This window comes from Chryseobacterium phosphatilyticum (assembly GCF_002899825.2).
Taxonomy (GTDB): Bacteria; Bacteroidota; Bacteroidia; order Flavobacteriales; family Weeksellaceae; genus Chryseobacterium; species Chryseobacterium phosphatilyticum.
Genome location: NZ_PPED02000001.1, coordinates 479,493 through 506,114 on the forward strand (window position 1 = coordinate 479,493; position 26,622 = coordinate 506,114).

General features: G+C 37.3%; 26 protein-coding genes. 18 read left to right on the forward strand and 8 right to left on the reverse strand.

The window, feature by feature from the left end; all coding sequences use genetic code 11:
• Positions 1 to 10: 10 nt before the first annotated feature.
• Positions 11 to 667 carry a DUF6766 family protein gene (locus tag C1631_RS02155; RefSeq protein ID WP_103249246.1) on the forward strand — a complete coding sequence of 219 codons (657 nt, stop codon included), beginning with the start codon at positions 11 to 13 and terminating at the stop codon, positions 665 to 667.
• On the opposite strand, the gene C1631_RS02160 is transcribed toward C1631_RS02155, so the two are convergent.
• The gene (locus C1631_RS02160; RefSeq protein WP_109710124.1) at positions 649 to 1,452 is read right to left on the reverse strand and encodes an AraC family transcriptional regulator; all 804 of its coding nucleotides are present in this window, start codon (positions 1,450 to 1,452) and stop codon (positions 649 to 651) included. The two genes, C1631_RS02155 and C1631_RS02160, sit on opposite strands and share 19 nt — an antisense overlap.
• A 144-nt stretch (positions 1,453 to 1,596) precedes the next feature.
• Between C1631_RS02160 and C1631_RS02165 the strand changes: the two genes are divergently transcribed.
• On the forward strand, positions 1,597 to 2,733 hold the full coding sequence (locus tag C1631_RS02165) for an Atu1372/SO_1960 family protein (protein WP_109710125.1): 1,137 nt from the start codon (positions 1,597 to 1,599) through the stop codon (positions 2,731 to 2,733).
• 164 nt (positions 2,734 to 2,897) lie between these two features.
• Here C1631_RS02165 and pdxR read toward each other — a convergent pair whose 3' ends face one another.
• A complete protein-coding gene (gene pdxR, locus C1631_RS02170) occupies positions 2,898 to 4,328 on the reverse strand; it encodes a MocR-like pyridoxine biosynthesis transcription factor PdxR (RefSeq protein WP_109710127.1) in 1,431 nt (476 codons plus the stop codon).
• A gap of 101 nt (positions 4,329 to 4,429) precedes the next feature.
• On the opposite strand from pdxR, the gene C1631_RS02175 reads away from it, so the two are divergent.
• Genes C1631_RS02175 through C1631_RS02185 form a run of 3 tightly spaced genes read left to right on the forward strand, consistent with a single transcriptional unit; the run spans position 4,430 to position 6,028 of the window.
• On the forward strand, positions 4,430 to 4,885 hold the full coding sequence (locus C1631_RS02175; RefSeq protein ID WP_109710129.1) for a cupin domain-containing protein: 456 nt from the start codon (positions 4,430 to 4,432) through the stop codon (positions 4,883 to 4,885).
• Positions 4,886 to 4,903: 18 nt separating this feature from the next.
• On the forward strand, positions 4,904 to 5,788 hold the full coding sequence (locus C1631_RS02180) for a dihydrodipicolinate synthase family protein (RefSeq protein WP_109710130.1): 885 nt from the start codon (positions 4,904 to 4,906) through the stop codon (positions 5,786 to 5,788).
• Positions 5,789 to 5,794: 6 nt separating this feature from the next.
• Entirely contained in the window at positions 5,795 to 6,028 is a 234-nt protein-coding gene (locus C1631_RS02185; protein WP_109710132.1) for a thioredoxin domain-containing protein, read from the forward strand.
• A gap of 120 nt (positions 6,029 to 6,148) precedes the next feature.
• On the opposite strand, the gene C1631_RS02190 is transcribed toward C1631_RS02185, so the two are convergent.
• Both C1631_RS02190 and C1631_RS02195 read right to left on the reverse strand, forming a co-directional pair.
• A complete protein-coding gene (locus C1631_RS02190) occupies positions 6,149 to 6,655 on the reverse strand; it encodes a pyridoxamine 5'-phosphate oxidase family protein (protein ID WP_109710134.1) in 507 nt (168 codons plus the stop codon).
• A 557-nt stretch (positions 6,656 to 7,212) separates the two neighbouring features.
• Positions 7,213 to 7,530 carry a DMT family transporter gene (locus C1631_RS02195; RefSeq protein ID WP_103250046.1) on the reverse strand — a complete coding sequence of 106 codons (318 nt, stop codon included), beginning with the start codon at positions 7,528 to 7,530 and terminating at the stop codon, positions 7,213 to 7,215.
• A gap of 288 nt (positions 7,531 to 7,818) precedes the next feature.
• Between C1631_RS02195 and mug the strand changes: the two genes are divergently transcribed.
• Complete coding sequence (mug, locus tag C1631_RS02200) at positions 7,819 to 8,319, forward strand: G/U mismatch-specific DNA glycosylase (RefSeq protein ID WP_109710135.1); 501 nt, start codon at positions 7,819 to 7,821, stop codon at positions 8,317 to 8,319.
• Between the two features lie 22 nt (positions 8,320 to 8,341).
• Here mug and C1631_RS02205 read toward each other — a convergent pair whose 3' ends face one another.
• Positions 8,342 to 8,947 carry a DNA-3-methyladenine glycosylase gene (locus tag C1631_RS02205; protein WP_103250045.1) on the reverse strand — a complete coding sequence of 202 codons (606 nt, stop codon included), beginning with the start codon at positions 8,945 to 8,947 and terminating at the stop codon, positions 8,342 to 8,344.
• Positions 8,948 to 9,546: 599 nt separating this feature from the next.
• Positions 9,547 to 9,765 carry a hypothetical protein gene (locus C1631_RS02210; RefSeq protein WP_109710137.1) on the reverse strand — a complete coding sequence of 73 codons (219 nt, stop codon included), beginning with the start codon at positions 9,763 to 9,765 and terminating at the stop codon, positions 9,547 to 9,549.
• Between the two features lie 168 nt (positions 9,766 to 9,933).
• On the opposite strand from C1631_RS02210, the gene C1631_RS02215 reads away from it, so the two are divergent.
• The gene (locus C1631_RS02215; protein ID WP_165828223.1) at positions 9,934 to 10,479 is read left to right on the forward strand and encodes an outer membrane beta-barrel protein; all 546 of its coding nucleotides are present in this window, start codon (positions 9,934 to 9,936) and stop codon (positions 10,477 to 10,479) included.
• A gap of 71 nt (positions 10,480 to 10,550) precedes the next feature.
• Here the strand turns inward: C1631_RS02215 and C1631_RS02220 are convergent, their stop codons facing one another.
• Together C1631_RS02220 and C1631_RS02225 are read right to left on the reverse strand one after the other, a co-directional pair.
• A complete protein-coding gene (locus C1631_RS02220) occupies positions 10,551 to 12,722 on the reverse strand; it encodes a S9 family peptidase (protein WP_109710139.1) in 2,172 nt (723 codons plus the stop codon).
• A 14-nt stretch (positions 12,723 to 12,736) separates the two neighbouring features.
• A complete protein-coding gene (locus C1631_RS02225; protein WP_109710141.1) occupies positions 12,737 to 14,131 on the reverse strand; it encodes an aminopeptidase P family protein in 1,395 nt (464 codons plus the stop codon).
• A gap of 186 nt (positions 14,132 to 14,317) precedes the next feature.
• Here C1631_RS02225 and C1631_RS02230 point away from each other — a divergent pair, with 186 nt between their 5' ends.
• The 11 genes from C1631_RS02230 (at position 14,318) to C1631_RS02280 (ending at position 26,621) form a co-directional block, all read left to right on the forward strand.
• Positions 14,318 to 15,202 carry an AraC family transcriptional regulator gene (locus C1631_RS02230; RefSeq protein WP_103248774.1) on the forward strand — a complete coding sequence of 295 codons (885 nt, stop codon included), beginning with the start codon at positions 14,318 to 14,320 and terminating at the stop codon, positions 15,200 to 15,202.
• Between the two features lie 88 nt (positions 15,203 to 15,290).
• Positions 15,291 to 16,196 (forward strand): dihydrodipicolinate synthase family protein, encoded by a 906-nt coding sequence (locus tag C1631_RS02235; protein ID WP_109710143.1) that lies wholly within the window; start codon positions 15,291 to 15,293, stop codon positions 16,194 to 16,196.
• 16 nt (positions 16,197 to 16,212) lie between these two features.
• Entirely contained in the window at positions 16,213 to 17,703 is a 1,491-nt protein-coding gene (locus tag C1631_RS02240) for an aldehyde dehydrogenase (NADP(+)) (RefSeq protein WP_109710145.1), read from the forward strand.
• Positions 17,700 to 18,698 carry a 4-hydroxyproline epimerase gene (locus tag C1631_RS02245; protein ID WP_109710147.1) on the forward strand — a complete coding sequence of 333 codons (999 nt, stop codon included), beginning with the start codon at positions 17,700 to 17,702 and terminating at the stop codon, positions 18,696 to 18,698. The genes C1631_RS02240 and C1631_RS02245 overlap by 4 nt, the downstream gene beginning before the upstream one ends.
• Before the next feature lie 8 nt (positions 18,699 to 18,706).
• Complete coding sequence (locus C1631_RS02250) at positions 18,707 to 19,972, forward strand: NAD(P)/FAD-dependent oxidoreductase (protein WP_109710148.1); 1,266 nt, start codon at positions 18,707 to 18,709, stop codon at positions 19,970 to 19,972.
• Positions 19,973 to 20,055: 83 nt separating this feature from the next.
• Positions 20,056 to 22,206: a zinc-dependent metalloprotease gene (locus C1631_RS02255; RefSeq protein ID WP_109710150.1), complete on the forward strand. Its 2,151-nt coding sequence runs from the start codon at positions 20,056 to 20,058 to the stop codon at positions 22,204 to 22,206.
• A gap of 282 nt (positions 22,207 to 22,488) precedes the next feature.
• Positions 22,489 to 22,980: a GNAT family N-acetyltransferase gene (locus C1631_RS02260; protein WP_103249949.1), complete on the forward strand. Its 492-nt coding sequence runs from the start codon at positions 22,489 to 22,491 to the stop codon at positions 22,978 to 22,980.
• A 169-nt stretch (positions 22,981 to 23,149) separates the two neighbouring features.
• A complete protein-coding gene (locus tag C1631_RS02265) occupies positions 23,150 to 23,566 on the forward strand; it encodes an RrF2 family transcriptional regulator (RefSeq protein WP_109710153.1) in 417 nt (138 codons plus the stop codon).
• Between the two features lie 82 nt (positions 23,567 to 23,648).
• Entirely contained in the window at positions 23,649 to 24,362 is a 714-nt protein-coding gene (locus tag C1631_RS02270) for a phosphoadenylyl-sulfate reductase (protein ID WP_109710155.1), read from the forward strand.
• An 11-nt stretch (positions 24,363 to 24,373) separates the two neighbouring features.
• The gene (gene cysD, locus C1631_RS02275; RefSeq protein WP_109710156.1) at positions 24,374 to 25,282 is read left to right on the forward strand and encodes a sulfate adenylyltransferase subunit CysD; all 909 of its coding nucleotides are present in this window, start codon (positions 24,374 to 24,376) and stop codon (positions 25,280 to 25,282) included.
• 100 nt (positions 25,283 to 25,382) lie between these two features.
• Positions 25,383 to 26,621, forward strand: a complete 1,239-nt coding sequence (locus tag C1631_RS02280; protein WP_109710159.1) for a sulfate adenylyltransferase subunit 1 — start codon at positions 25,383 to 25,385, stop codon at positions 26,619 to 26,621.
• The last annotated feature ends 1 nt before the right edge of the window (position 26,622 follow it).

Here is a 26,622-nt window from a genome sequence, read left to right on the forward strand (position 1 = left end):
ATGTAGTTCTATGTCCCGTACAGGTTTTTTCTATCGTAACAGTCTTAGTATTATTTTAATCACTTTAATGACGTGTTCTCTGGCTGGTCAGTTTCTGACAGGTTGGAAAACAGAAAATAAGGAACTTACAGAAAACGGACAGTCAGCTTTAAATTTCTATGAATATCTACATAGTGGGCATTTTATCCAAGCAACATTTGAAAATTGGGAAAGTGAATTTTTGCAAATGATGCTGTATGTCTTATTGACTATTTCTTTGAGACAAAAAGGTTCCAGTGAATCAAAATCCCTGACACAAAAAGAAGATGTTGACAAGGAACCCGTAGCACATTCAAAAGCACCATGGCCTGTTAAAAAAGGAGGATTATGGCTTAAAATTTATAAACATTCATTATCATTAGCTCTTGGTATTCTATTTCTGATCAGTTTTATATTGCATTTTTACGGTAGCCTGAAAGATTTTAATCAAGAGCAGGTTATGAAAAATGAATTACCTGTAACAGCTTTACATTACCTTTCAGAATCAAGATTTTGGTTTGAATCTTTTCAGAACTGGCAGAGTGAATTCCTTGCTGTTGCCTGTCTGGTTCTATTATCAGTCTGGCTGCGGGAAAAAGGCTCTCCTCAATCAAAACCTGTAGATATGCCTCATGATGAAACGCCGTGAGACTTTCTCACAATTGGTTTTGTTTTCATGACCGCAAAATAAGATGAAGTAAACGCTGAAAGACTCTGATATCCTACTTTATAAGCGACTTCACTTAAAGTGAATTTTCTGGTATCTATAAGTTCAATACTTTTTAAGATTCTGGTTAGCTGATGGTATTTTTGTAGCGTAATTCCGGTTTCATTTTTAAAGGTTCTTTGAAGGCTTCTGACTGACATCTGAGCTTTCTCTGCTAAAGAATCAATATCCATATTGTACTTAAAATTGGAATTGATATCCTGACATACTGGAATCAATCTGATATCTGATGGAACCGTAATTTCCAGCCCGTTGCTTTCCTTGCAAAAATTGGGTAGACTTTTCAGAATAGCTTTTAAAAAGAGATCCTGCTCTTCATTTTCAATCAGGGATTGGTTCCATTTGGAAGCATACAATAACATTTCTTTAAGAACAGAAGGAGCGGTAAATACCTGAACATTCCTGTAAAATTCGTCTTCGAAAACGGATTTAAATAAAAATACGGTAAGATTTACGGTCTGAGCTTCAGAAGTTATTTTATGAGCTTTTCCTGAAGGAATCCAGATTACATGATGCTGAGGAACCAGATATATTTTCTGATCAATATGAAAATACTGATAGCCTTCTTCTACAAAAGTAAGCTGGGCACGGTGGTGTACATGCTCATATTCGTCATGCTTCCAGTCTTTTTCGCACCATACATAGGCTTCTTTTTCTATAGTGTCTACAAACTGGCTTTTTGCTTTTTCAATCAGGCCACATTTCATATTGTCGTTTTATATATGATTTTTGGCAAATTTAATAAAAACGCCAACATTAATTTTGCAATATCGATACAATGATTAAAAAATTAAAGTTTGTGTTGAATAAAAAGCAGCCTAAAATAAATATCAACTTATATCTTATTCAGAATGAAAAAACTATGTTCTTTTTTTATTTTAATTTTACTATTAAACAGTATCCATATCATGGCACAAAATAAAGCTAAAATATTGGTTCTGATCCATTCAGATAATGGGGGAACCTATGAACTGGCTAAAGAAATAGCCAAAGGAATTGAAAGTGAAAATACTGCTATTCCTTACATCAAACTGGTAAAAGCATCTCAAAACCCTAACCTGAAAAATATTCCGGTAGCGACAGTAGATGAACTGACTGCTTATGATGGAATTGCTTTTGGCTCTCCAGTTTATTTTGGAAATATCAGCACCGGAATGAGTGAGTTTTTATCCAAAACCGTTCAGCTTTGGACCAATCACGCATTAGAAGGTATTCCTGCGACTGTTTTTATGTCGGCGGGGAGCGGAGCAGGAAAAGAACTGGCTCTTCAGGCATTCTGGAACAGTCTGGCAGTACATGGGATGGTTTTGGTTTCGAACGGAATCAGAGGGACCGAAGAACTGAATAAATCCATACCACAAGGGAATTCTGTATTGGGAATTACGAGTATGGCTTCTTTGAAGGATATTGAAAGACCTTCAAAAGGAGAAAGACATCTGGCCGAACTTCAGGGAAAAAACTTTGCAAAAGTAGCTTTTGCATTAAAGGATACCCATTCAAAAAAAGGGATGCCAATCGTAGAAAATCATCAGAATTTTAATGATATTTTAAAACAGAAAAATATTATTCTTCCACAGGTTCCTAAACCCGCCGGAAATTATCAACCTTTTGTTCGTTCTGGAAATCTGGTATTTATTAATCAGGTTGCCTTGAAAGATGGAAAAATAGTACATCCCGGAAAACTGGGTGTTGATGTTAACGAGCAACAGGTAAAGGAGGCAACAAAAGTAACCATGCTGAATGTTATTTCCGTATTGAATGAAGCTGTAGGAGGTGACTTAAGTAAGGTAAAACAATGTGTACAGCTTACAGGAATTTTTAACACAAAGGATGATTATACGAAACATGCCGATCTCATGAATGTTGCTTCTGATCTGACGGTTGATGTTTTCGGAGACAAAGGAAAACATGCAAGAGGAACTCTGGGAGCCTCATCTATTCCTGTTAATTCTTCAGTAGAGATTCAGGCTATTTTTGAAGTTGAATAAGGTCTTTAGCCTCAGTTTTTTACCATTAATCAACGAATGATGCATTTATTTAGGCATTGAAAAATAAAATCTCTCGCTGATTAAGGAGATTCCGCTGATTTCTTCAGCCAGTATCTGCTTTATCTGAAAATCAGCGGGAGATCATATTGCGTTTTGAGATAAAACTATCTATGGTTTTTAAAAACATCAGACATAATCTTTATACTCTGTTCCAGCTGTTCTTCAGAAAGTGCTCCATAGCTCAATCTGAAGCCATTAACAGCAGTCCTGCTATACTGTCTCGGATGAATAACCTTTATATTTTTTTCCAGTAACGATGCTACTACTGTATCCCAATTCAATTTTACTTTGGGGACAATCCAAAAAGCCAATCCTCCTTCTGGCAATGTGAAATCTGCAGTTTCTTTCATATGTCTGTTCAAAAGGTCAAATACAAAATCTCTTTTATTCTTGTAGTGGACGGTTGCTTTTTTAATGTGTTTCTTTACAGCTCCTTCCTTGATTAACTGGAGAACAGCCTGCTCCATGATCACATCTCCATGTACATCAATAATTTTTCTCAGACTTCCGATCTTTTTTAATAAATCTCTGTTCTTCGTAGCCAGATAGCCAATTCTTAAAGCCGGAGCTACGACCTTACTCAATGTTCCGATATAGACATAGTTATTGAGCTCCGGAAAGCTTGAAACAGGTAGGATAGGACGATATCCAAAATGAAATTCATTGTCATAATCATCTTCAATAATGGTAACATTATATTGATTGGATAATTCAATAAGTTTTAGTCTCCTTGCTAAACTTAATGTGACTGTAGTTGGGTATTGTCTGTGTGGGGTAATGTATATTGCTTTAATATCCTGATGTTGGTTCAGCAGTTTTTCAATAGTTTCAGTCTCGATTCCGTCCTCATCTACAGATACGGGTAAGAGCTCGGCTCCTGCATATTCAAAAGCCTGCCAGGCGGGCTGATAACCAGGATCTTCGACAATCACTTTATCGCCTATGGTTAAAAGGCTTTGGGCGGTTAAAAACATACCCATTTGACTTCCACGGGTAATGGAAAGTTCGTTTTCATCAATGCTCATTCCACGTTGATGATTCAGCATCCGGGCAATCATTTTTCTAAATTCCATATCGCCATGTTCATCTCCATAGCCCATCATCTGCCACTTGGCTTTGATACTGAAGATTTGCCGGTACGCTCTGGCCAGCTCTGTAACGGGAGCAATTTTACTATCCGGATGTCCATCATCAAAATTAATGAAAGTTCCATTGGTGTTTATAGATTCATGATTGGCATTGTCGGCTCTATTTATAGTTTTTTCATGCAGAGCCGGAAGTTTGTCCGATACAAAAATACCTTTCCGTTCTTTTGAAAGGACCCATTCTTCACTGATCAGAACCTGATACGCTTCTACAACGGTATTTCGATTGATTTTTAAAGTCATAGCCAGGTTTCTGCTACCGGGAAGAGCATCTCCGGCTTTCAACCTGCCTGAACGGATATCAGCAATAATAGTGTCAGCAATCTGAAGATATACCGCTTTATTAAGCTTTTTATCAATTTCAATTTCTAATTTCCAAGGTCTTAACATCTGGACTATTTATTTATGTAAAAACTGAGTCATTTAAACAGTCCAAATATAAGGTAATTTTGTCTTGCAATTAAGCACAAAACCCTTAAAATTTTAAAATCATGGACAAGAAACAATTCAGTTCTAAAGATTTTCACGAAACTTTTGCAAGACCAAAGTATGTAAAACCAAGCCATTTACTTCATAAAAATGTTGAAAATGCCGGGGAGCACAATCAGTTTTCAACAGAAAGAAAGCATCCTGTTTTCTTTGTAGATCTTCCGAGTAAAAACGTAAGTATGACAATTGGCGGATTATTGCCCGGGCAACAAACCAACAGACACCGCCACACCTATGAAACGGTATTATTTGTTATTGAAGGTAAAGGATGGACAGAAGTAGAAGATGAGAGAGTATATTGGGAAGCCGGAGATGCTGTTTATATTCCGTCATGGGCATGGCATAAGCATCAGAATCTTAGTGACACAGAGCCTGCAAAATATATTGCTTGTGAGAATGCTCCGCAACTACAGAATTTAGGAGTTGCATTGAGAGAAGAAGAAGGGAGAGACCTTTAATTTTAAATCGAATTACCTATGAAAAATGTTCCGTTTAAAGGGATTATTGCATATCCCATTACTCCGTTTGATGAAAATGAAAAAATAGATATTCCGCTTTTCAAACATCTTGTAGAACGATTGATTCTTTCGGGAAATCATGGAATTGCGCCATTGGGAAGCACAGGGGTGATGCCTTACCTGTCTGATGAAGAGAAAGAAGCTGTCACTGAAGCTACCATCCAGCAGGTAGAAGGCAGAATCCCAACACTGGTAGGGGTATCAAATCTTACCACAGAAAAAACGATTCATCACGCCCGATTTGCAGAGAAAGCAGGGGCTGATGCGGTCATGATTATTCCAATGAGCTATTGGAAGCTGACTGATGATGAGATTGTTGCTCATTACGATGCGGTAGCACAAAAAATTTCTATTCCCATTATGGCCTATAACAATCCGGCTACCAGTGGGGTAGATATGTCACCTGCCCTGTTAAAAAGATTGTTGGAGATCCCCAATGTAACGATGATCAAGGAAAGTTCAGGAGATGTTCAGAGAATGCATTATTTAAGAAGAGAACTGGGAGAAGACGTGGCGTTTTACAATGGTTCCAATCCTTTAGCTTTGGCTGCTTTTTCAGCCGGGGCAAGAGGGTGGTGTACGGCTGCTCCGAATCTTATTCCAGAGCTTAATATTAAGCTATATCAGGCAGTTGAAACGGGTGATCTTGAAAAAGCCAAAGATATTTTCTACCAGCAATTTGATCTTTTAAAATTTATTGTTAATAAGGGATTGCCGAGGGCTATCAAGGCGGGGCTTAGCATTATTGGAGAAAATGGAGGGAATTTAAGGAGTCCCTTAAAGCCTCTTCAGGAGGCAGAAACAGAAGAATTAAAAAAAATCATTACAACATTAATTAATTAAATTATCATGAAAAAAGCAATTTTTTACCATGCAGGATGTCCTGTTTGCACCAGCGCAGAAAATGATATCGTTAATCTTATTGGGTTAGAGAATGTAGAAATCATTCATTTAGGAAATGATAGAACAAAAATTAGGGAAGCTGAACATGCCGGAGTACAATCTGTTCCTGCTCTGGTAACCCCCACAGGAAATGTTCTTCATATTAATTTTGGAGCATCTATCGAGGACGTAAAGAAATAATCATCTTAATTATGTAAAGACGGGACAATTTTTAGTCCCGTCTTTTTTGTGCATGTTACTAAAAATGCATCCGGTAATGGATTTTATTTGATTTTTAAGTTTTTCTAATAGCAGAAAAAGTTAAATAGTTGCATTTCCTTCAATGCCATCAGAGTTATTGGTTTTATTTCCCGTAATGGCGGACGCAACAAAACTAAATAAGCTTACGAGTTTACCGGCTTTGGTATCCCAATAATAAGTTTCTTTAGGTTCTACACGAATAATGGTCACATTCGGATCATCTTTTCCATCAAACCATGCATTGGCCAATGGAGACCATTTTTCTTCTATGGTAGCCTTATCTTTATACACTGAGGCTTCCCCATATACGGAAAGATACTGGGCATCACTATTGTTCATAAAGAAGAGCTGAACCCTGCGATCCTCTTTTATTTCAAAATTTTTATTGCTGGTTCCACTGCTTATAAACCAGAGGTTTCCGCTGTTATCTGTTTCCTGCAAAGACATGGGTCTGGAGTTAACAGGTGCAGTATCCAGCTCGGTGCAAAACATACATATTTTTGCTTTTTCTGATAATTCTTTGATCTTTTTGATCGCATCGAGATGTGTTAAATTTTGTGTTGACATAGTGCTATTATTTAAGTGATTGGTTTATGAAAAAAGATTCTTGTATAGAAAATTATACTGGTAGAATCAATGATATTTAGTAAAATATTCAAATACCTGACCAAAAGAAATGAAAGTGTGGTATGTACTATGAAATTTTTAGAAAATTAATTAGCCTGAGCCTGTCAGTTTTGAAGGATAGGTACGTATTATAAAATAGGGTGGCAGGAAGAAATAAGAATATTTTGTACATCAATTACCATCATTAATCTTTTTTTGTAGATCATAATCTTCCATTCATAGCTATTATTTTTAAGTGCTTATCTGTTTGTCCAAATTTGATATCGGAATACATTGTGATTGATATCTTTATATCAGGATGTAAAATGCACAGTTATAAAGGCTACAAATCCTTTGTATTAAATTAGATTCAAGAATGATAGAATCTCAAACGAATTGTAAGTGTACAAATAAATAATATATTGAATGTGGTTGGTTTATTATTCACATGTTGAATAATGCCAGGCTTAAGACCTCAGATCTTAAGCCTGTTTTATTTTTATATATGTTTATTTTGATTAAAATATTTTGAGACCTACAATTCCCACTACAATCAGTAATGCAGACAACAATCTAAAAATATTTGCAGAGTCCTGGAAGAACAGAACCCCAACCAATAAAGTTCCAACAGCTCCTATTCCAGTCCAGACTGCGTAAGCTGTTCCAATAGGAATACTTTTCTGAGCATACCAGAGAAAACCTCCGCTCACGGTCATACATGCTACTGAAAACAGAATCCATGTCCATTTATTACTTTCCGGTTGTTGGGAAAGTTTAAGTCCCAATGGCCAGCCGATTTCAAAAATTCCTGCGATAACAAGTGCAATCCAGTTCATATTTTTAATTTTAATAATCATTTTATAATAAGAATTGGTCTATTGAAAGTGATGATTAATCTCTTATCCCACATTTCATCCTGTAAAATTACTATTACCTGTCTGTTGTTAATATTTTTAATAAAGTGACACCGTAAAAGTAAAGGATAGAACGTAGCAAATCGCCAACGAAACGTATTGGGTATCAAAATCAAAATTAGTGCTTGGGATATGGTTTAGTATGAGTAAATTGCGGTTTAAAAACTAACAGGAAGTAATTATTTCCTGTTTTTCTTAATTTTAATTTTTATGCTAAAAGATATTATCGCCACCAATCTCAAAGTGCTTTTTTGTGGTATCAATCCGGGGTTAAAATCAGCAGATGATGGTCACCATTTTTCAGGAAGAAGCAACAGGTTTTGGAAAGTTCTATATCAATCAGGTTTGACGCCTTATGAGATTGAAGCGGTAAACGACAATGATATTTTAAAATTCGGATATGGTTTGACGACAGCTGTAGCAAGAGCGACCTCCCGGGCAGACCAGCTTTCAAAAGAGGAGTTTGATGAATCGCTTGAAAGTTTTAGAGTAAAAATAGCAGAATTTCAACCAAAATATGTTGCCTTTCTTGGTAAAGCAGCTTATCAGGCATTTTCCCAAAAGAAAGAAATTGTATGGGGACCACAAACAGAAGATTTTTGCGGTATCAAAGTGTGGATTTTGCCTAATACAAGTGGTTTGAATCGGGGTTTCTCTCTTGATGATCTTGTCACTTCCTACCATGAATTTCATAAAGCTATTCAGGAATAATGAAAGTCTGGATAGGTACAGGTTATATTGTATTGGGTTTGCTTACATACTTATTTCCCTTCACAAAAAATCGCCACGGTAAAAGAGCATCTTCCTGTGCGTAGGCAACCCCTATGCGGGGACTTGCTATTACCTCATCCGGATTGTATATAATGCCTTGATCTTCAATCCATATTTCATCTCCGGTAAGATCTTTTTTATTGAAAGACTTATCAATTCCTAATGCTTTAGCCAAAGATCCCGGGCCGGAGGAGATTGCAGCTTTAGAAACCTGCATTTTTCTCCTGTCTTCCATGATTTCCTTCCCTACTAAAGGTTCAACAGCCCTGATTAATACGGCATGTGGTTCATCCTTTACCGAGGAAACTATATTGAAAAGATGATGAATTCCATAACATAAATACACATAAGCGATTCCGCCATGATCATATAATGTTTCTGTACGGTTTGTACTCCTGCCTCCATACGCATGGGAAGCTTTATCATATACACCAGAATAAGCTTCTGTTTCTACAATGATTCCAGCCGTTTTTTTACCATTAATCTCTGTGAAAAGAATTTTCCCCAGAAGATCCTGTGCCAGAAAGAGCACATCTTGATTAGCATAATAGGAGAGAGGTAGTTTCAAATCTATAGTCTTATGAATTTTTAAATCTAATATTTTTTGTAAATATCTAAATATTTAATAAAGAAGAATATTTCGGAATAAAAAAGGTACCACAAAAATTAAAATTTCATTAAACAGTGACTAATTTGGCATACGCATTGCTTTTTTTATAGAAGAATATCATTTTACACCACTATATAAAAAATATTGGTTTTGACACTTTATTCCCCGGAGAGATTCGGGGGTTTTTTATGCTGAAAAATAATTAATTGATCTTCTCCTATAGATATGATTCCAGTCATACCCAACTTTGTATTTGCTTTTTATATTTGACCACTTGAAAATTTCATATTTCTGACAAATTACATTTTACCTCCTGATCATGCGGGAGGTTTTGCTTTTTAGAAAAAGCTACCACAAAAATGAAGATTTCCTTAAATGGTGATCTATTTGGCATATCCATTGATGATTTTAAAACAAGTTTTTATTTACTAGTTTTTTTTAACACCACGTCATATAGTTTATAAATTTCATTTTAAAACCTCCTTCGGGAGGTTTTGATGTATAACATTGTGAATATAATCATTGATGGAAACTGAAAAATAATATTAATTTATATATTATTTAGGAAGAATCACACGTCTCATATTCAAGCTATGAAAGATGAATATTTTCTTTTCCTTTGCCATTCGTTGTAAAACTTCATTTCTTTCCTCAATTGACATATTGAGAATATGATCAAAAGCTCCGAAATTAACTCCGTTATTGCCCCCGTCTTTCTCATGCTGGGCCCGTACAATTTCTAGTATTTGCTTCTCAATTTCTTCCTGATTTTCCATGACGTAAAGATACAATGTTTGTAAGTGTATTCCTATAAATGAAAATTCAAAAGATTGGGTTGTGATCAATACCAGCACTTTTAATTATATTTTAAGTGAGTTCTAACGGTATTCTAATGCGCTAAAGCTATTATGTTGCATTATTCGCCTTAATTTTGCAGAATGAAAATGGAAAAATTATTTACAGCGGTCTTCTTGTTATTTTTAATTGCCGGAAGTAGTCTGTTTAAAGCACAAATTAAGGGAAGTTCAGAAATAAAAATTGCCTACGGATTGGGAACAAGCACAGATTTTATAAATGCCTTCAGTACGATATTTACATTGGGGTATGGTCCACATGAGAAAAGAAATTCTGGTGCTTTTATTGTGGAATATCAATATGCAATAAAAGACAAATGGACCATTGGTACAGACTTAGTATATCAACAGATAACCAATGAGTACTTTGATGCATCGGTAGAAAAATCGCATAATTATACTATTGCCATAAAAAGTGATTACAATTATGTATCAAAACCAAAATTTCGTATGTATTCCGGAGTGGGGCTGGGAATAACGTTGGAAAAGAGCAGAAATCCTTTACGAAGTAATTCACATTTTAATTTCCAGCTCACCGGATTAGGAATCAGATTAGGAGGCCAGCTTGGTGTAAATGCTGAACTTGGTTTTGGTTATAAAGGAATAGGAAATATAGGACTGGCTTACGATTTATAGGTAACAAGACGATCATTATGACCACATGTTTAATAAAAAAACCAGATAAACTGATATCTGGTTTTCTTATATTACCTTCCTCCGGGAGGGCAATGTTCCTTTAAATATTTGGTAAACATTGTTGCCAGATGCAGGAATGTTCCTTCCCCTTCACTGATGGAATGAGATCTGTTAGGATAAGACATCAGCTGAAATTGTTTGTTATACTTTACCAGCTCATTGATATATACCTCTGTATTCTGGTAATGTACATTATCATCACCCGTACCATGAACTAATAGCAGGTTTCCTTTCAGATTTTTAGCATAAGCCAGGGGAGAACCTTTTACAAAATCCTCTTTGTTTTCCTGTGGAAGCCCCATATACCTTTCCTGATAGATATTATCATAAAATAACTGATTGGCTACAGGAGCAATAGCAATTCCTGTTTGATAAATATCAGGATACTGCCCAAGAAGATTCAATGTGGAAGAGCCTCCGCCACTCCAGCCCCATACAGCCACTCTTGAAGTATCCACAAAAGGCCATTTTGCAAATAGAGCTTTTGCTCCCAGAGCCTGATCGCGGATATTCAGTTGCCCTATTTTCCGGTAGATAGATTTTCTCCACTCACGTCCTTTAGGTGCGGGCGTTCCCCGGTTTTCAAGGGAAACATAGATGTACCCGTCCTGAGCCATGTCACCTGTATATAAATAATCCCAATTGGCATAGAAGCTATCTGTTACAGTTTGTAAAGCGGGTTCTCCATATACCATGAAAAGAATTGGATACTTTTTATCAGGATCAAAGTTTTTAGGTTTTACCACCCAACCATCTAAAGTAATACCCTCCTCAGTTGTAATCTGGAAGAATTCTTTTTTAGCCTTTGCAGGATCTGCTTTCTCCGATTTCGTGGCAGCCACCAACTCCTTATGATTGGGGAGCGATACGACAGCTCCTCCAGTATATCCATGGGTGCTGGTATTCGTAAATAAGGCAATCTTTCCGTTAGGAGAGATCGTATACTCATTAGAACCTGAATACGCTTTAGGAGTCAATCGTTCCGTCTTTCCTCCATTCATACTTACTTTATATAAGTACTTTTGCGTAGCATTATCCGGAGATGCCAGAAAGTAAATCTGCTTATTAGAGATATCAAAAAGCCGTGGTTCAATGACATCAAATGCGTCCTTTGTGAGAAGGGTTTCTTTACCATTCATATCTATTTTATAAATATGTCTCCAGCCGTCTTTTTCAGAAAGCCACAAGAATTCTTTTCCATTATCTATCCAGTCCCAGCCGGTGGGATCGTTGTTATTCCAACGTGCTTTTATATCAACCCAGGCAGGATCTGTTTCTGTGTAAATAGTTTTACTGGTTCCTGATCCGGCATTCGCTACAATAATTTTACTTTCGTTTTGTTTTCTGTTCAATTGTTGAAGAATGACGGACTTCGAGTCAGGTACCCATTCCATTCTTGGAATATAATGTTGTACTTCATCGCCTGTTATGTCTGCTTTCTTCGTAGATTTTGTCGAAACATCATAAAACCATATGCTGCAACCCGAAGGATTTTCTCCGGCTTTCGGATATTCTACCGGAATAGTAAAAGAATACAGACTGTCAGTGTTATTGATCATCAGGAAGTTTTTAGTACCCCTTGCATCCAGTTTCCAGTATGCAATTTTACTTCCATCCGGGGACCACCTGAAACCGTCCTGAGTACCAAATTCTTCTTCATATACCCAGTCAAAAGTACCATTAATCATCCCATCTGTACCATCAATAGTGATTTTAGCAATCTGATTATTTGAAAGATCTTCAATATAAATATTATGCTTTGACACATAGGCCACTTTCTTACCATCCGGAGAAAACTTGGCAAACATAAGTGATGAAGCGGGCAGTCCTTTTCCAAGCTGTGTAAGCTTTTTTGCATTCTTATCGAAGATCCAGTAATCTCCACGGGTATTATCCCTCCAGACTTTTTTGGTATTGGTAAAAAGCAATAAGCTGTTGTCAACAGGAGATATCTGGAAACTTTGGACTTGTAGAGGGGCAGCGCTTCCGGCAGGAATTAATTCATTGCTGTTCAGAAGTGTTTGCTCTGTTCCCGGATGTAAAAGGTCAATAATTTCAACTCCTTTTTTACTCAATGAATAATAAGCATTTCCATCGGGGGTCCATTGCATTTTTTGTGCAGCTAATGGCGACAAACACAGGAAGTATAATGCAATGACAGTTATTTTTTTTATGTTTTTCATAGCGGTTATTTGACTTATGCTAAATGTTCTGACCGATAGTTTTCAATGTCTTCAACCGTTTTAATCAATCCGTTGCCCAGAAGTCTATAGTTATCATCTGTAATCAGAAAATCATCTTCTATACGGACTCCTCCGAAGTTTCGGTATTCGTTTACTTTATCATAATTAATAAACGCTGCATTTTTATTTTCCGACTGCCAGATATCAATCAGCTCAGGAATTATATAAATACCCGGTTCAACAGTTACAACAAATCCCGGTTCTAAGGATTTTCCTAAACGGAGAGATTTAAGTCCGAATGTTTTGGTATCCTTAGGTTCTTCTTCAGTGTAGCCCACATATTGTTCACCCAAATCTTCCATATCATGTACATCAAGTCCCATCATATGTCCCAATCCACATTGGAAAAATAAGGTATGAGCATGATTTTTCACAGCCTCTTCAGGGTTTCCTTTCATTAGTCCCAGATCTACAAGGCCTTCTACGAGGTGCTGAGCAGCTTTCAAATGGATGTCTTTAAAGCGGGTTCCCGGTTTCAGCAATTTTTGAGCATTATTAAAAGCATTCAGAACAATCTCATAAATTTCCTTTTGTTTTGTTGTAAAAGTATTGCTTACGGGAAATGTCCGCGTTAAGTCTCCCGCGTATCCCATAGCTGTTTCTGCACCGGAATCATTCAGGAAAAGATCTCCTTCTTTCATCGTATTGAGACGGTAATGGTTGTGAAGAATTCCTCCATTAATAGTCACAATAGGAGGGTAAGACATCTGACATTCTTTATTGGCAGCAAAATACTGAATAGCATTGGCAATTTCATATTCTTTAATCCCTGGTCTCGCCATACGCATTGCCAAAAGATGCATTTCATTGGAGACATTCACTGCTTCTTCAATTTGTACGATTTCCTGAGCCTCTTTGATAGAACGCTGTTTTACAATCGCTTTGATCATTTCTGCAGAAGGTTGCAATTCTGCTATTTTAATTCCAAGGAGATCGGCCAGTATCATCTTATTGGAAGACTGGTAAGGAGGAAGATAATGTACCTTTCTGCCGGAAGCTTGTGCTTTTAGAATATATTGAGACAATTCTGCATAAGGTAAAGTCTCCTGTACTCCTGATTTCCAACTTTTTTCTTTCAGGGTTTCCTGTCTTCCCATCCATACGATATCATCAATGCTTAATTCATCTCCGAAAACAATAGTTTTATTTTCATCAATATCAATAATAGCAGCAATTCGTGGTTCCTGAATTCCAAAATAGTATAAATAGGTACTATCCTGGCGGAAATAATAAGGATTATGTTCGAAATTCACCGGATTCTCAATATTTCCTAAAAATAGTAGGATGCCATTATGTACATTGCTTTGTAATATGGCTCTCCGGTCCTGATAAGTTTGTGCTGAAAACATATAATATGAATAGTTTTTATTTTAAAAGGTTAAAGTTACGATTTTGTACTATTTATAGTACTTTGTTCACTAAAATAAATAATAGACAAAGTTTAGATTTTAATATGATATTCAATGTTCATATTTTATTTAAATTCGGCAATATTTTAACACATTATATTATCCATCTCATAAAGTATTGATTTCATGAAAAGTCTCCAGTTTTCAGTGCCTGCCGACACCAATAAAAGCATTCGCATACAGGAAGATATTATGCCTAATTTCTATCCGTACTTTCATCGTCATACAGAAACCCAGATCATGTGGATCATTAAAGGGCATGGAACACTGGCTATAGAACAAAATCTCTTTACCTTTGAAGCAGGAGATATTTTTTATCTCGGAGCCAACCAATCACACGTTTTTAAAGGAGCTTTTAATGAAAATGAAAAACAAAAGGTTCATGCTATTTCTATATTCTTTGATCCTGATAAAAAAATAGCCGCTTTTTTTGATTTACCGGAATTTGAAGAACTGAAAAACTTCATTGAACATTCAAAAGTAGGATTTCAAATTGCTTCAAAACTGAAATCAAGTGTAGGAGATAGCATGGCTGCCTTACAAAAGACACAAGGAGTAGAACAGATCCTAGATTTTATAAAAATTTTAAACCATCTGATGCTGAATAGACATCTGCATGTTCCGTTGTCTTCAGAAAAAAAACTTCCTAATCATATTTCTGACAATGACCAGAGAATTATAGACGCCCAATTCTATATTAAGAAGAATTTCACCCAGCACAAACTTACTCTTGATACCATTGCTAGAGAAGCCTGTATGACTCCTCAGGCATTTTGCCGATCTTTTAAAAAACATACCAGAATTACTTATATTCAATATCTTAATGAATTAAGAGTACAGAGGGCCTGTAGATTATTAACCTCCAGCAGCATGTACAACATTTCTTCCGTTGCTTTTAACAGCGGATTCACCAGTCTTACCAACTTCAACCGGGTATTTAAATCCATCATGAAGTACTCTCCAAAAGAATATCTGAAGCATTATAAAGAGGCTACTACAGACCACGAATAATCACATGTTAAAATACGGTTAGAATATATTAAAATATTAACATTTACAGTTTTAAAATTCACCTAGTTTTGAATAAATATTATTTGATATGAGTACAAAACTAAACTGGGAAGGGATTTATCCTGCTGTATTAACTCCTTTTACAAAAGAAGGAAAGATTGATTTTGAAATGTTTGCAGTCAATACAGAAGCCCAGATTAAAGCCGGAGTGCATGGCATTATCCTGGCAGGGACATTAGGAGAGGCCAGTGCTTTGGAAACTGAAGAAAAATTTGAACTTCTCCAATATGCTAAAAAAATGACAGAAGGAAGAATTCCTGTCATCCTAAACCTTGCTGAAAATACAACCAAAAATGCTATACATTTCGCTAAAAAAGCAAAAGAATCAGGGGCTGATGGCCTTATGCTTCTTCCACCTATGCGTTATAAAGCGGATAGTCATGAAGTAGTAGAATATTTTAAAGCAGTAGCTACCGTTACAGATCTTCCTATCCTCATTTATAATAATCCCGTTGACTACGGAATTTATGTTACCCTTGAGATGTTTGATGAGCTTATTCAATATCCAACCATTCAGGCTGTTAAAGAATCTACAAGAGATCTTGCTAATGTAACGAGAATGATTAACCGTTTTGGAAAGAGAATCAAAATTCTTGGAGGGGTAGATACCATTTGTCTGGAAACACTAATGCTAGGAGCAGATGGACTTGTTGCAGGGCTTGTAGATGCTTTTCCTAACGAAACAATGGCCATGTACAATTATGCTAAAGCAGGGCAATACGATAAGGCAGTAGCCATTTACAGATGGTTTATGCCATTATTGGAACTTGATATTCATCCAAAACTTATCCAATATATTAAACTGGCAGCCACAGCGGAAGGAATCAGTAATCCGTATGTAAGAGCTCCACGCCTTGAACTTCAGGGTGAAGAAGCTCAAAGAGTGAATAAGATTATTGAAGAAGGCAGAGCGAATCGTCCAACATTAGATTAACACCAGAACAAAAGCTATGATTGAAGAAACATCAAAAGAAAATATTGAGGTCAGGATTCAGATGGCTGCCGTAGCTTATCAGTTCCTCAAGAATACAACCATAAAAGAAAGGGCCGCATTTATGAATGCGGTGGCGGATCAGATTGAAGCTTTAGGTGAAGAGCTTTTGACAACAGCCCACACTGAAACTTCTTTGTCTCTGGCAAGACTCACGGGTGAAAAAGCCAGAACAACCGGACAATGGAGAACTTACGCAAAAGCAGTAGCCACCGGAATATATGCAGAAACCCGGATTGATCTTGCCCAGCCTGAAAAACAGAAAAGTGATATCAGAAAGTACAACATAGGATTAGGGCCTGTGGTTGTTTTCGGTGCCAGTAATTTTCCGTTTGCTTTTTCCACGGCAGGAGGTGATACGGCAAGTGCGATAGGAGCAGGTTGCCCTGTTATTGTAAAGGCGCATCCTGCCCATCCTCAGACCTCTCAAATGATGGCTGATGTGATCACAGATACAGTAAAAGAGTTCGGATGGCCGGAAGGAATTTTCAGCCATATTACCGGAACATCCTATGAGATCGGTGCTTATTTAACCCAACATAATGATATCCGTGCTGTAGCGTTTACAGGTTCGTTTAGTGGTGGAAAAGCATTATTTGATATAGCTAACCGCCGTGAAAATCCTATTCCTGTATTTGCGGAAATGGGAAGTATCAATCCGATAGTTGCTTTTGACCATTTACTGGAAAGCAGGGCAGAAGATCTGGCCAAAGAATATGCATTGTCTTTGACGCTGGGGGTTGGACAATTCTGCACAAACCCGGGGGTGTTTATTGCTTTAAAGGGCGAAAATATCGACCGGTTTATTGCCACATTAAAAATTGAAATTCCGAAAATTATTCCTTCTAATATGCTTAACAAAGGTATTTTTGAAAATTTTGAAAAACTGAAAAGCGTTGCTTCTGCACAATCAGAAGTAAATATAGTTGCAGAAGCAAATACGGAAATTAATGAATGGGAGGGAAGAGCTGTTGTGATAGAAACTACGGGGCAGAATTTTATTCAAAATGGTATTTTAAGTGAAGAAGTTTTCGGACCATTCGGAATCATCGTAGCCTGTGAAGCACCTGAAGAAATACAACAGATTGCTGAAGAGTTGAAAGGGCAGCTAACCATAACAATAGCAGCTACAGATGAAGATGTACGTCAAAATATCAAATTAATTGATGTTCTGAAGGATAAATGTGGAAGGCTTTTATTCAACCAAATGCCTACGGGGGTAGAAGTAGTTTATGCCATGCAGCACGGAGGTCCTTTTCCATCTACAACAGATGCCCGTTTTACATCCGTAGGACCAGATGCCGTCAAACGGTTTGTTCGTCCTATCTCTTTCCAGAATTGGCCGGACGAATTTTTACCAGAAGAACTGAAAGATGAAAATCCATTACAAATAAAAAGAATGGTGGATGGAGAAGTGAATTCAGGATCATTAAAATTACCAACAACATGAACAGAACATTTTTTTGTATAGATTCCCATACATGTGGCTGCCCTGTACGTCTTGTTGCAGGAGGTGCCCCTATTTTAAAAGGAAATTCCATGATGGAACGCCGGCTCCATTTCATGAAGGAATATGACTGGATAAGAAAAGGGCTCATGTTTGAACCTCGTGGTCATGATATGATGAGCGGAAGTATCCTTTATCCTCCTGTAGACGAAAACAATGATATCGGAGTTTTATATATCGAAACCAGCGGATGCCTTCCCATGTGCGGGCACGGAACTATTGGCACGGTTACCATTGCCATCGAAGAAGGTCTTGTTGTACCTAAAATTCCGGGAAAATTACGACTTGAGACTCCTGCAGGGCTTATTCTCATAGATTATGTACAGGAAGGGAAAAAAGTGAAATCTGTAAAACTCACGAATGTAAAGTCTTTTCTGTATGCTGAAAATCTGGAAGTTGAATGCCCGGATCTTGGGCTGATACAGGCAGATGTTGCTTATGGTGGGAATTTTTACGCCATTATTGACCCTCAGGAAAATTTCAGGGATATTTCTGATTTTACCGCCAGCCAGCTTATTCATTACGGAAAACTCATCCGAAAATTACTCAATGAAAAATATCAGTTTATTCATCCTGAAAACGAACATATTACCGGATTAAGCCATATTCAATGGACAGGGCAACCTAGCGATCCTAAAGCCAGTGGGCGTAACGCTGTTTTAGTGGGGGAAAACGCTTTGGACCGTTCACCTTGCGGTACCGGAACTTCTGCAAGAATGGCTCAATGGTATGCTAAAGGAAAACTAAAAGGAGGCGAAGAGTTTATTCATGAAAGCTATATAGGGTCTCAGTTTATCGGAAGAGTTGAAGGGACTGCTAATGTTGATGGAAGAGCAGCGATTATTCCATCAGTTGAAGGCTGGGCAAGAATTACAGGATATAACCAAATAATTATTGACGATGAAGATCCCTACTGGCAGGGATTTCAGGTCATGTAAATATACGTATGGCACACAATAAAGGAAAAGCACTTATCATTGGTGCAGGTATAGCAGGAGTAAGCTCCGCCTATTATCTTTTACAAAAAGGCTGGCAGGTTGAAATCCTGGAACAGAATGATCTGTCCAACAATTGTTCCTATGGCAATGCAGGAATGATTGTACCCAGTCATTTTACTCCCTTGGCAGCTCCGGGAGTGGTAGCTCAGGGAATACGCTGGATGTTTGACAGCAAAAGTCCGTTTTATGTAAAGCCTTCATTGAATTCCAACCTGATATCATGGGGATTGAAGTTTTTAAAACACTCCAACCAGAATCACGTGAATCGTTCAGCATCAGCAATCCGTGACCTTAATCTTGCCAGTAGTATTCTTTATAATGAAATTGCTGAAAAAGAAGAATTTAATTTTGAGCTTACCCAGAACGGTATTTTAATGCTCTATAAAACACAGAAAGTAGCGGAAGAAGAAACAGAGCTTGCTCATAAAGCGATCAGTTTGGGATTATCAGTTGATATTCTGGATCAAAAAGGAATTCAGGAACTTGAACCTAATACCCGAATGGATGTCATAGGGGGAATCAATTACAAATGTGACGGACATATGAACCCGATGAAACTGATGAAACAAATGATCTCTTATCTTAAAAATAATGGTGTCGTTTTTCATACTCATCATAAAGTAACCGGATTTGAAACATCAGGAAGCATGATTAAAGCCGTAATTGCCAATGGTAAAAAGTTTACAGCAGACCATTTCGTTATGACCGGAGGTTCATTTCTCCCTGAACTGGCCCAAAAAGCAGGAATCAAAATTCAGTTAATGCCCGGAAAAGGATATTCCTTTATGCATACCCCTGAAAATCCTTCCAACACCTTGAATCATGCGGCTTTATTACTGGAAGCAAGAGTGGCTGTCACTCCTATGAACGGGCAGATCCGTTTCGGTGGAACTATGGAACTTGCTTCCCATCATGATAAAATTAACATGAAAAGGGTAGAAGGTATCGTCCGGTCTATCCCTAATTATTTACCTGACTTTCAGATGCATCCCAAGCAAGAATCTGAAATATGGTTTGGTTACAGACCGTGCGCACCGGATGGGCTGCCTTATCTGGGACAATCTTCCCAATTGAAAAACTTGATTATAGCAGGCGGTGGTGGTATGATGGGCTTAAGTTTAGGACCCATTTTTGGAAAAACAGTTTCAGAACTTGCCAATGACCAAAAGCCAACGGTTGAGATAAAGATATTCGACCCTGAAAGATTTAGTTAAGAAAACTTCACATAACACACAAAACTAGGCCCGAAACAATGTGACTATTCAAATAATTTATTAACAAACAAATCCAAAAAATCATGAAAAAATTTAAATTACTACTACTTGTTTCCCTATTTCCAATAATAGGTTTTGCTCAGGAAAATAGACCTCATGAGTGTAAAGCAGATGAAATGATGAAAAAGCATTTTGTACTGCACCCTGAATCTAAGGCTGAATATGAAAATTTTGAGAAATACACCAAAGATTTCATTAAAAAAAGGGGATCAAACAAAAATTCATTGAATAATACGATCAACAATCCAACCTACATTATTCCTGTGGTTTTTCATGTGTATGGAGAATCTCAGAGTAATGTAAAAGTAAATTACCAAAAAGTAGTTGATTTACTGCAACAAATCAACTTAAATTTCAATGGAATTAACACTGATTCAAATACTGTGGATCCTGACTTCCAATCTATCAGAGGGACGTTAAGTATTGAATTTCGATTAGCGAAAATTGATCCAACCGGAAAAGCAACAAGCGGGGTGGTATTTCACCCTTTCAAAGGTGGATATGGCAACGGAGGCGGATATGATGCACAAATTGGAACAGATGCATGGGATAACACAAAGTATATGAATGTGTATATACAAAATGACCTATATGCTAATAAAGATTTATATCAATCAGGAGTTGCCTGGTATCCGGATTCATACATGACTTCAGTAAATACAGCCAGAGTTGTTTATAATGGGCGTTATATATTTAATGCTGCAGGAACAGTGGCTTCAAACGAGTTTTCGGATACATTTACTCACGAATTCGGGCATTGGTTAAATCTTCAACATACCTTTAATGTTCCATGTTCGACTGCAAACCCAACTAATGATGGTGATGGAGTTGCTGACACCCCTGTAGAAAATACTTCTTCCGGATTAGGATGTACAGTCGGTAACAATTGTCTTGGGCAAAAAGTGAACGTTGAAAACTATATGGGATACAATGGTTCTTCCGGTTGTTATAAAATGTTTACCAATGGACAAGTTAACAGAATGCTGGCAGCATTAAACCATCCTTCGCGAATGAATTTATGGCAACCTGCCAACTTAGCCGCAACCGGAGTTGCCAATACTCCTCCTAGATTAACCCTTAGCAACAGTACATTTACAGAGAACTTAAACAATAATGGAGCCGTGTCATTAGATGGAACAATAGCTTCTGCTCCTACATCAACGATTACGCTAAACGGAGCAACATTTGCCGTACCCAATGGAACAACTCTTACTACAGGAACACATTTCACGTCTTCATTACCAGCAGGACAAACAGCAGCAATAGTAGTTACAAGCCCTACTACTGCTACACTTACCATAAATGGTGCGGCAACCAGTCACCCTAAAAGTCAGGTTCTGAATTCATCAATTACGTTCCTGAATCCGGCTATAACAGGAGGCGTAACTTCATTGGGATCAACTACAGCTTTGGCATTAACTTTTTCTTACAAAGATCCCTATAAGATAGTTACAGGAACTCCTCTGGAAAGTTATGCCAATCCAACACCAACAACAGTAACCACCAACTCCGGGGCAACTTGGAAATATTTTATCATTAACCCGGAGCTTAGTGATGATGCAGGGTATGGCGCCTGGTACTATGGAGCCAATCAATTAAAATTGGAAACTTATTGGAAAGGATTAGTTTGCCAAACAGGAACACGAAATATCAGTTTAATTCCGTCTTGCACCACTATAACTAATACAAATAATATAGGTTATCCAACGGGTACTCCCGGACAACTTGACGTGTACACCCCTACATACACTACCTGGTCCGGCAAAACAGCTTATGTTGGTTTTAGAAACCAATTCGAAGGCTACAATATTAACGGGTATTTTAAACTGATTGTTGGGGCCAATGGCTCAGGGTATTCTGTAACTGAGTTTGCATACAATACACAACCATCTGGCAATATTACAACGCCTTGTGCATCATCATCATTATCCACTTCAGACGTTGATAGAACAAACTCAGAAACATCCATCTATCCAAATCCAGTTTCTGATGTATTGAACATTAAAACAAAAGGGAAAATTAAATCAATTTCTGTTTACGACATGTCTGGAAGAAAAATGAATGCCAAAGTTTTTGGTGATAAGGTTGATGTTAAACACTTCCTAAGCGGAACTTATTTAATTGATATTGAAACTTCTTTAGGGAAATCTTTCCAAAAATTCATTAAAAAATAGGATCAAAACACTATATCGATACAATATTGAAGGTCGTAGTATTCTGGAAATGGAACCCTTCTTGGCCACCAACCTCCTGATTACTACTTCAAAACAGTTACAGACTGGTTTAAGACTTTTTAAACAGGTACATTTAATGAAATAATTTAGTATTGATATATAACATTCACAAGTTGAATAAAAATGGGCTTAGTATTCTAAGTCCATTTTTACTGTGAAAAGATCTTAGTTTATTTCCGTACTTTTATACAATCATTTCAAACCATTACAATATCTATTTTTATGCAATATAAAAATGACACCATCATCATCCGTGAATTTACTCCCAAAGAATTCCCTTTATTTTCTACTCTTTTTGAAAATGAAAATGTAACCCGCTATCTGCCATACAAAACCCCTGATGAGTACAAAGAAATGTTTGAAAAAGCCCTATCGGATTATAAAGACGGGCCTTTCAGCAGATGGGGGATATTCAACACTCAGAATAACGATTTTGTAGGAATGTGCCTGGCCAGAATCTTCCTTGATAATCCTGACCAGCTGGAAATAGGATATACTTTAAGCGATAACTATTGGGGAAAAGGTCTTGGGACTGAAGTTTGTAAAGCCCTTGTTGATTATTGTTTATCATTAAATCATCAGAAAGATATCGTTGCTGTAACCGATCTTGATAATATCGGATCTCAGAAAGTTCTTCTGAACAATAACTTTAAGAGAATTGAAAACCTAAAACGGGAAGATAAGGAACTGGCTTACTTTGTATTACAGAAGTAGTAAATAGATCCTGATCCTTAGAACCGGAGGTCTGCACCACTGGAGGGGGGAAATTCAAAGAATTTTTGACGGAGTGGTTTCCAACATTCAAGTTTTGTGGGTGATCTACATCAAGCCTTCCACGGAAAACATTTCATTTATCAGATATTTATCATAACTTGCAGAAATTATGATGTCAAAACGTTGCAAATACGCGCTTAAAGCAATGGTCAGATTAGCAAGGAATTATAACCAAGGCTTTCTGCCAACTTCTATTATTGCACAGGACGAAAACATTCCCAAGAAATTTTTAGAACAGATTCTTCTCGAGCTTAAAAGAGCAAAACTGGTCAACAGCAAGCAGGGTAAAGTAGGGGGATACTATCTGTTAAAATCACCTGATGAGGTCTCATTAGCAGATATCTACCGCATCTTTGATGGGCCTATTGCTCTCACTCCATGTGTTTCTTTAAATTTTTATGAAGCTTGTGATGATTGTGTGGATGAAGCAGTTTGTTACCTCAGAAAAGAGTTAATGATCGTTCGTGAAAAGACCAGAACAAGCATGATGGAGGCCACTCTGACTAAGTTTATCAATAACATTTAAATTTTTTTTAATTTAAATCCTACTATTTTGATAGGAGTTATAGAAATTTGTATATATTTGCAATACTTAATTTCAATTGGATATGGAAAACAATCTGAAAAATGAATTTGAAAAACTACTGACTGAGCTCTCTGAGGACTCTTCACAAGCCCATGCACTGGAGATATTATCAGAAAAATTTCCCGGGAAGCTTATTTTCTCAACCAGTTTCAGCTATGAGGATCAGGTGATTACTCATCTGATCAAAAATCTGGATATCGAAATCTTCACTCTGGATACAGGAAGACTTTTCGAACAGACCTATGAAACATGGACGAATACAAAAGCTTTTTTCAAGAAGAATATCAAAGCGTATTATCCGGACACCGAAGAAATCAAAGAATTTGTGACTCAAAACGGACCCGATTCATTTTATCAGTCCGTGGAGCAGAGGAAAGCTTGCTGTACCATTCGTAAAGTACATCCGTTAAAAAAAGCACTGCAAGGCTATAAAGTCTGGATTACAGGATTACGTTCAGAGCATTCTGCCAACAGACAAAATATGCCCCAGCTGGAGTGGGATCCGGATAATAAGATTATAAAATATCATCCGCTTCTTCACTGGACATCGGAGCAGGTAGCAGATTATGTGCAAACTCATCATTTACCATACAATCAGCTTCATAAAAAGGGATTTGTAAGTATCGGATGTGCACCTTGTACAAGAGCAATTAAAGAAGGAGAAGATTTCAGAGCAGGCCGTTGGTGGTGGGAAGATGCCAATAAAAAAGAGTGCGGTTTGCATATTCATCAATAAAAAAGATAAAAATGTCAATACATCAATTAAACTATTTAGATCAGCTGGAAGCAGAGTCTATTTATATATTAAGAGAAGTCGCCGGACAGTTTGAACGTCCCGCTTTACTATTCAGCGGAGGAAAAGACAGTATTGTTCTGGCTCATCTGGCTCGAAAAGCTTTCTTTTACGGAAAAATCCCTTTCAAATTTGTACATGTTGATACGGGGCATAATTTTCCGGAGGTATTGGAATTTCGTGATCAATTGGTAGCCCGGTTACATGTTGATCTGGTAGCCCGAAAAGTAGAAGATACCATTAAAGCTAAAAAATTAACAGAGGCTAAAGGTAAATTTCCAAGCAGAAACTGGCTTCAGACCTATACTTTACTTGATACGATTGAAGAATTTGAATTTGATGCCTGTATCGGAGGAGCCCGGAGAGACGAAGAAAAAGCCAGAGCAAAGGAGAGAATATTCTCTGTTCGTGATGAATTCGGACAATGGGATCCTAAGCTTCAGCGCCCAGAGTTGTGGAATATTTTCAACGGAAAAATCCACAAAGGAGAAAATGTAAGAGTTTTCCCGATCAGCAACTGGACAGAGCTTGATATCTGGAACTATATCCGCAGAGAAAAAATTGCTTTACCTTCTATTTACTTCTCGCATGAGAGGGAAGTGGTAGATTTTAACGGGCAATGGCTGGCCAATTCCGAGCATGTATTTCTGGAACCGGAGGATATTATTACTACCCGGAAAATACGTTACAGAACCGTTGGAGATATGACCTGTACCGCAGCTGTTGAATCTCATGCAGAAACCATTGATGCCGTTATTGAAGAAATTGTAGCCACCAGAATTTCAGAGCGTGGTGAAACGAGAATCGACGACAGGGTAACCGAAGCAGCAATGGAAGACAGAAAAAAAGGAGGCTATTTTTAGATAAGGAATCAATAATGAGTAATCAACAATACACAAAGGGCTTTTCTCTTTCAGCAATAAATTACCCATTACCAATTATATTACTTATAAACAAAATCGGATGGATATATTAAGATTTATAACAGCAGGAAGTGTAGATGACGGGAAAAGTACCCTTATCGGCAGACTGCTTTACGATAGCAAAAGTATTTTACAGGATCAACTTGAAGTCCTTGAAAAACATTCTAAAAACAAAAATGAAGACGGGGTAGATCTTGCGCTTCTTACAGATGGACTGCGTGCAGAAAGAGAACAGGGAATTACCATTGATGTCGCGTACAGATATTTCTCTACTCCCAAAAGAAAGTTTATTATTGCTGATGCTCCGGGCCATGTTCAGTATACTCGTAATATGATCACCGGAGCATCCAATTCCGAATTGATGGTGATTCTTATTGATGCCCGAAAAGGAGTGATTGAGCAAACAAGAAGACATTCTATCATTGCTTCATTATTAAAACTGAAAAAAGTTGCCGTAGCCATCAATAAAATGGATATGGTAGATTATTCGGAAGATGTTTTTGAAGCGATTAAATCAGACTATTCCAAAATAGCAGATAATCTGGGATTACAGGAGGTAAGTTATTTCCCTATTTCGGCTCTGAAAGGAGATAATATTGTTTCCAAATCATCAAGAACCGAATGGTACGAAGGAAATTCTCTTCTGGAATATCTGGAACAGGTAACATTGAATGAAGAATCCAATACCGGAAATCGTTTCCAGGTTCAGTATGTGATCAGACCTCAAACAGAAGAATTGCATGATTACAGAGGGTACGCAGGTCAGATCGTAAGCGGAACATTCAAAACAGGAGACACCATTCAGATTCTTCCTGCCGGATTAACCACGGAAATCTCCAAAATAGAAATCAACGGAGTAGAAAAGGATGACGCATTGGAAGGACAACCCGCAGTAATCCATACCTTACATGATCTGGACATCAGCAGAGGAGATGTTTTTGCCACTGAAGATCAGCTTCCGGCTGTTGAAAAAGATCTGGAAGTTTTGCTATGCTGGCTGGATCAGAAACCTTTGCAGCCGGGTAATAAATACCTGTTGCAACAAAACAGCAGACTGGTAAAAACGATCGTAAAAGAAGTAGATTATAAAATCAATGTCAATACCCTTAATCGTGAGCAGGTAGACAGTGATATTAAACTTAATGAAATTGTAAAAGTAACCCTTCGAACGGCACAGCCTTTGGTCTATGATAGTTTTATCAATAATAAAACAACAGGGTCTGCAATTTTAGTGGATGAAACTTCTAATTCAACTGTTGCAGCCTGTATAATTCAATAAA

Bases quoted from the DNA above. Each gene is read 5' to 3' on its own strand.
- C1631_RS02250 (WP_109710148.1), top strand. From the start codon at position 18,707: ATGGCACACAATAAAGGAAAAGCACTTATCATTGGTGCAGGTATAGCA.
- C1631_RS02175 (WP_109710129.1), top strand. From the start codon at position 4,430: ATGGACAAGAAACAATTCAGTTCTAAAGATTTTCACGAAACTTTTGCA.
- pdxR (WP_109710127.1), bottom strand. From the start codon at position 4,328: ATGTTAAGACCTTGGAAATTAGAAATTGAAATTGATAAAAAGCTTAAT.
- C1631_RS02260 (WP_103249949.1), top strand. From the start codon at position 22,489: ATGCAATATAAAAATGACACCATCATCATCCGTGAATTTACTCCCAAA.
- C1631_RS02155 (WP_103249246.1), top strand. From the start codon at position 11: ATGTCCCGTACAGGTTTTTTCTATCGTAACAGTCTTAGTATTATTTTA.
- C1631_RS02195 (WP_103250046.1), bottom strand. From the start codon at position 7,530: ATGAACTGGATTGCACTTGTTATCGCAGGAATTTTTGAAATCGGCTGG.
- mug (WP_109710135.1), top strand. From the start codon at position 7,819: ATGCTAAAAGATATTATCGCCACCAATCTCAAAGTGCTTTTTTGTGGT.
- C1631_RS02160 (WP_109710124.1), bottom strand. From the start codon at position 1,452: ATGAAATGTGGCCTGATTGAAAAAGCAAAAAGCCAGTTTGTAGACACT.
- C1631_RS02255 (WP_109710150.1), top strand. From the start codon at position 20,056: ATGAAAAAATTTAAATTACTACTACTTGTTTCCCTATTTCCAATAATA.
- C1631_RS02165 (WP_109710125.1), top strand. From the start codon at position 1,597: ATGAAAAAACTATGTTCTTTTTTTATTTTAATTTTACTATTAAACAGT.
- C1631_RS02230 (WP_103248774.1), top strand. From the start codon at position 14,318: ATGAAAAGTCTCCAGTTTTCAGTGCCTGCCGACACCAATAAAAGCATT.
- C1631_RS02210 (WP_109710137.1), bottom strand. From the start codon at position 9,765: ATGGAAAATCAGGAAGAAATTGAGAAGCAAATACTAGAAATTGTACGG.
- C1631_RS02235 (WP_109710143.1), top strand. From the start codon at position 15,291: ATGAGTACAAAACTAAACTGGGAAGGGATTTATCCTGCTGTATTAACT.
- C1631_RS02240 (WP_109710145.1), top strand. From the start codon at position 16,213: ATGATTGAAGAAACATCAAAAGAAAATATTGAGGTCAGGATTCAGATG.
- C1631_RS02225 (WP_109710141.1), bottom strand. From the start codon at position 14,131: ATGTTTTCAGCACAAACTTATCAGGACCGGAGAGCCATATTACAAAGC.
- C1631_RS02220 (WP_109710139.1), bottom strand. From the start codon at position 12,722: ATGAAAAACATAAAAAAAATAACTGTCATTGCATTATACTTCCTGTGT.
- cysD (WP_109710156.1), top strand. From the start codon at position 24,374: ATGTCAATACATCAATTAAACTATTTAGATCAGCTGGAAGCAGAGTCT.
- C1631_RS02270 (WP_109710155.1), top strand. From the start codon at position 23,649: ATGGAAAACAATCTGAAAAATGAATTTGAAAAACTACTGACTGAGCTC.
- C1631_RS02215 (WP_165828223.1), top strand. From the start codon at position 9,934: ATGGAAAAATTATTTACAGCGGTCTTCTTGTTATTTTTAATTGCCGGA.
- C1631_RS02265 (WP_109710153.1), top strand. From the start codon at position 23,150: ATGATGTCAAAACGTTGCAAATACGCGCTTAAAGCAATGGTCAGATTA.
- C1631_RS02185 (WP_109710132.1), top strand. From the start codon at position 5,795: ATGAAAAAAGCAATTTTTTACCATGCAGGATGTCCTGTTTGCACCAGC.
- C1631_RS02280 (WP_109710159.1), top strand. From the start codon at position 25,383: ATGGATATATTAAGATTTATAACAGCAGGAAGTGTAGATGACGGGAAA.
- C1631_RS02190 (WP_109710134.1), bottom strand. From the start codon at position 6,655: ATGTCAACACAAAATTTAACACATCTCGATGCGATCAAAAAGATCAAA.
- C1631_RS02180 (WP_109710130.1), top strand. From the start codon at position 4,904: ATGAAAAATGTTCCGTTTAAAGGGATTATTGCATATCCCATTACTCCG.
- C1631_RS02245 (WP_109710147.1), top strand. From the start codon at position 17,700: ATGAACAGAACATTTTTTTGTATAGATTCCCATACATGTGGCTGCCCT.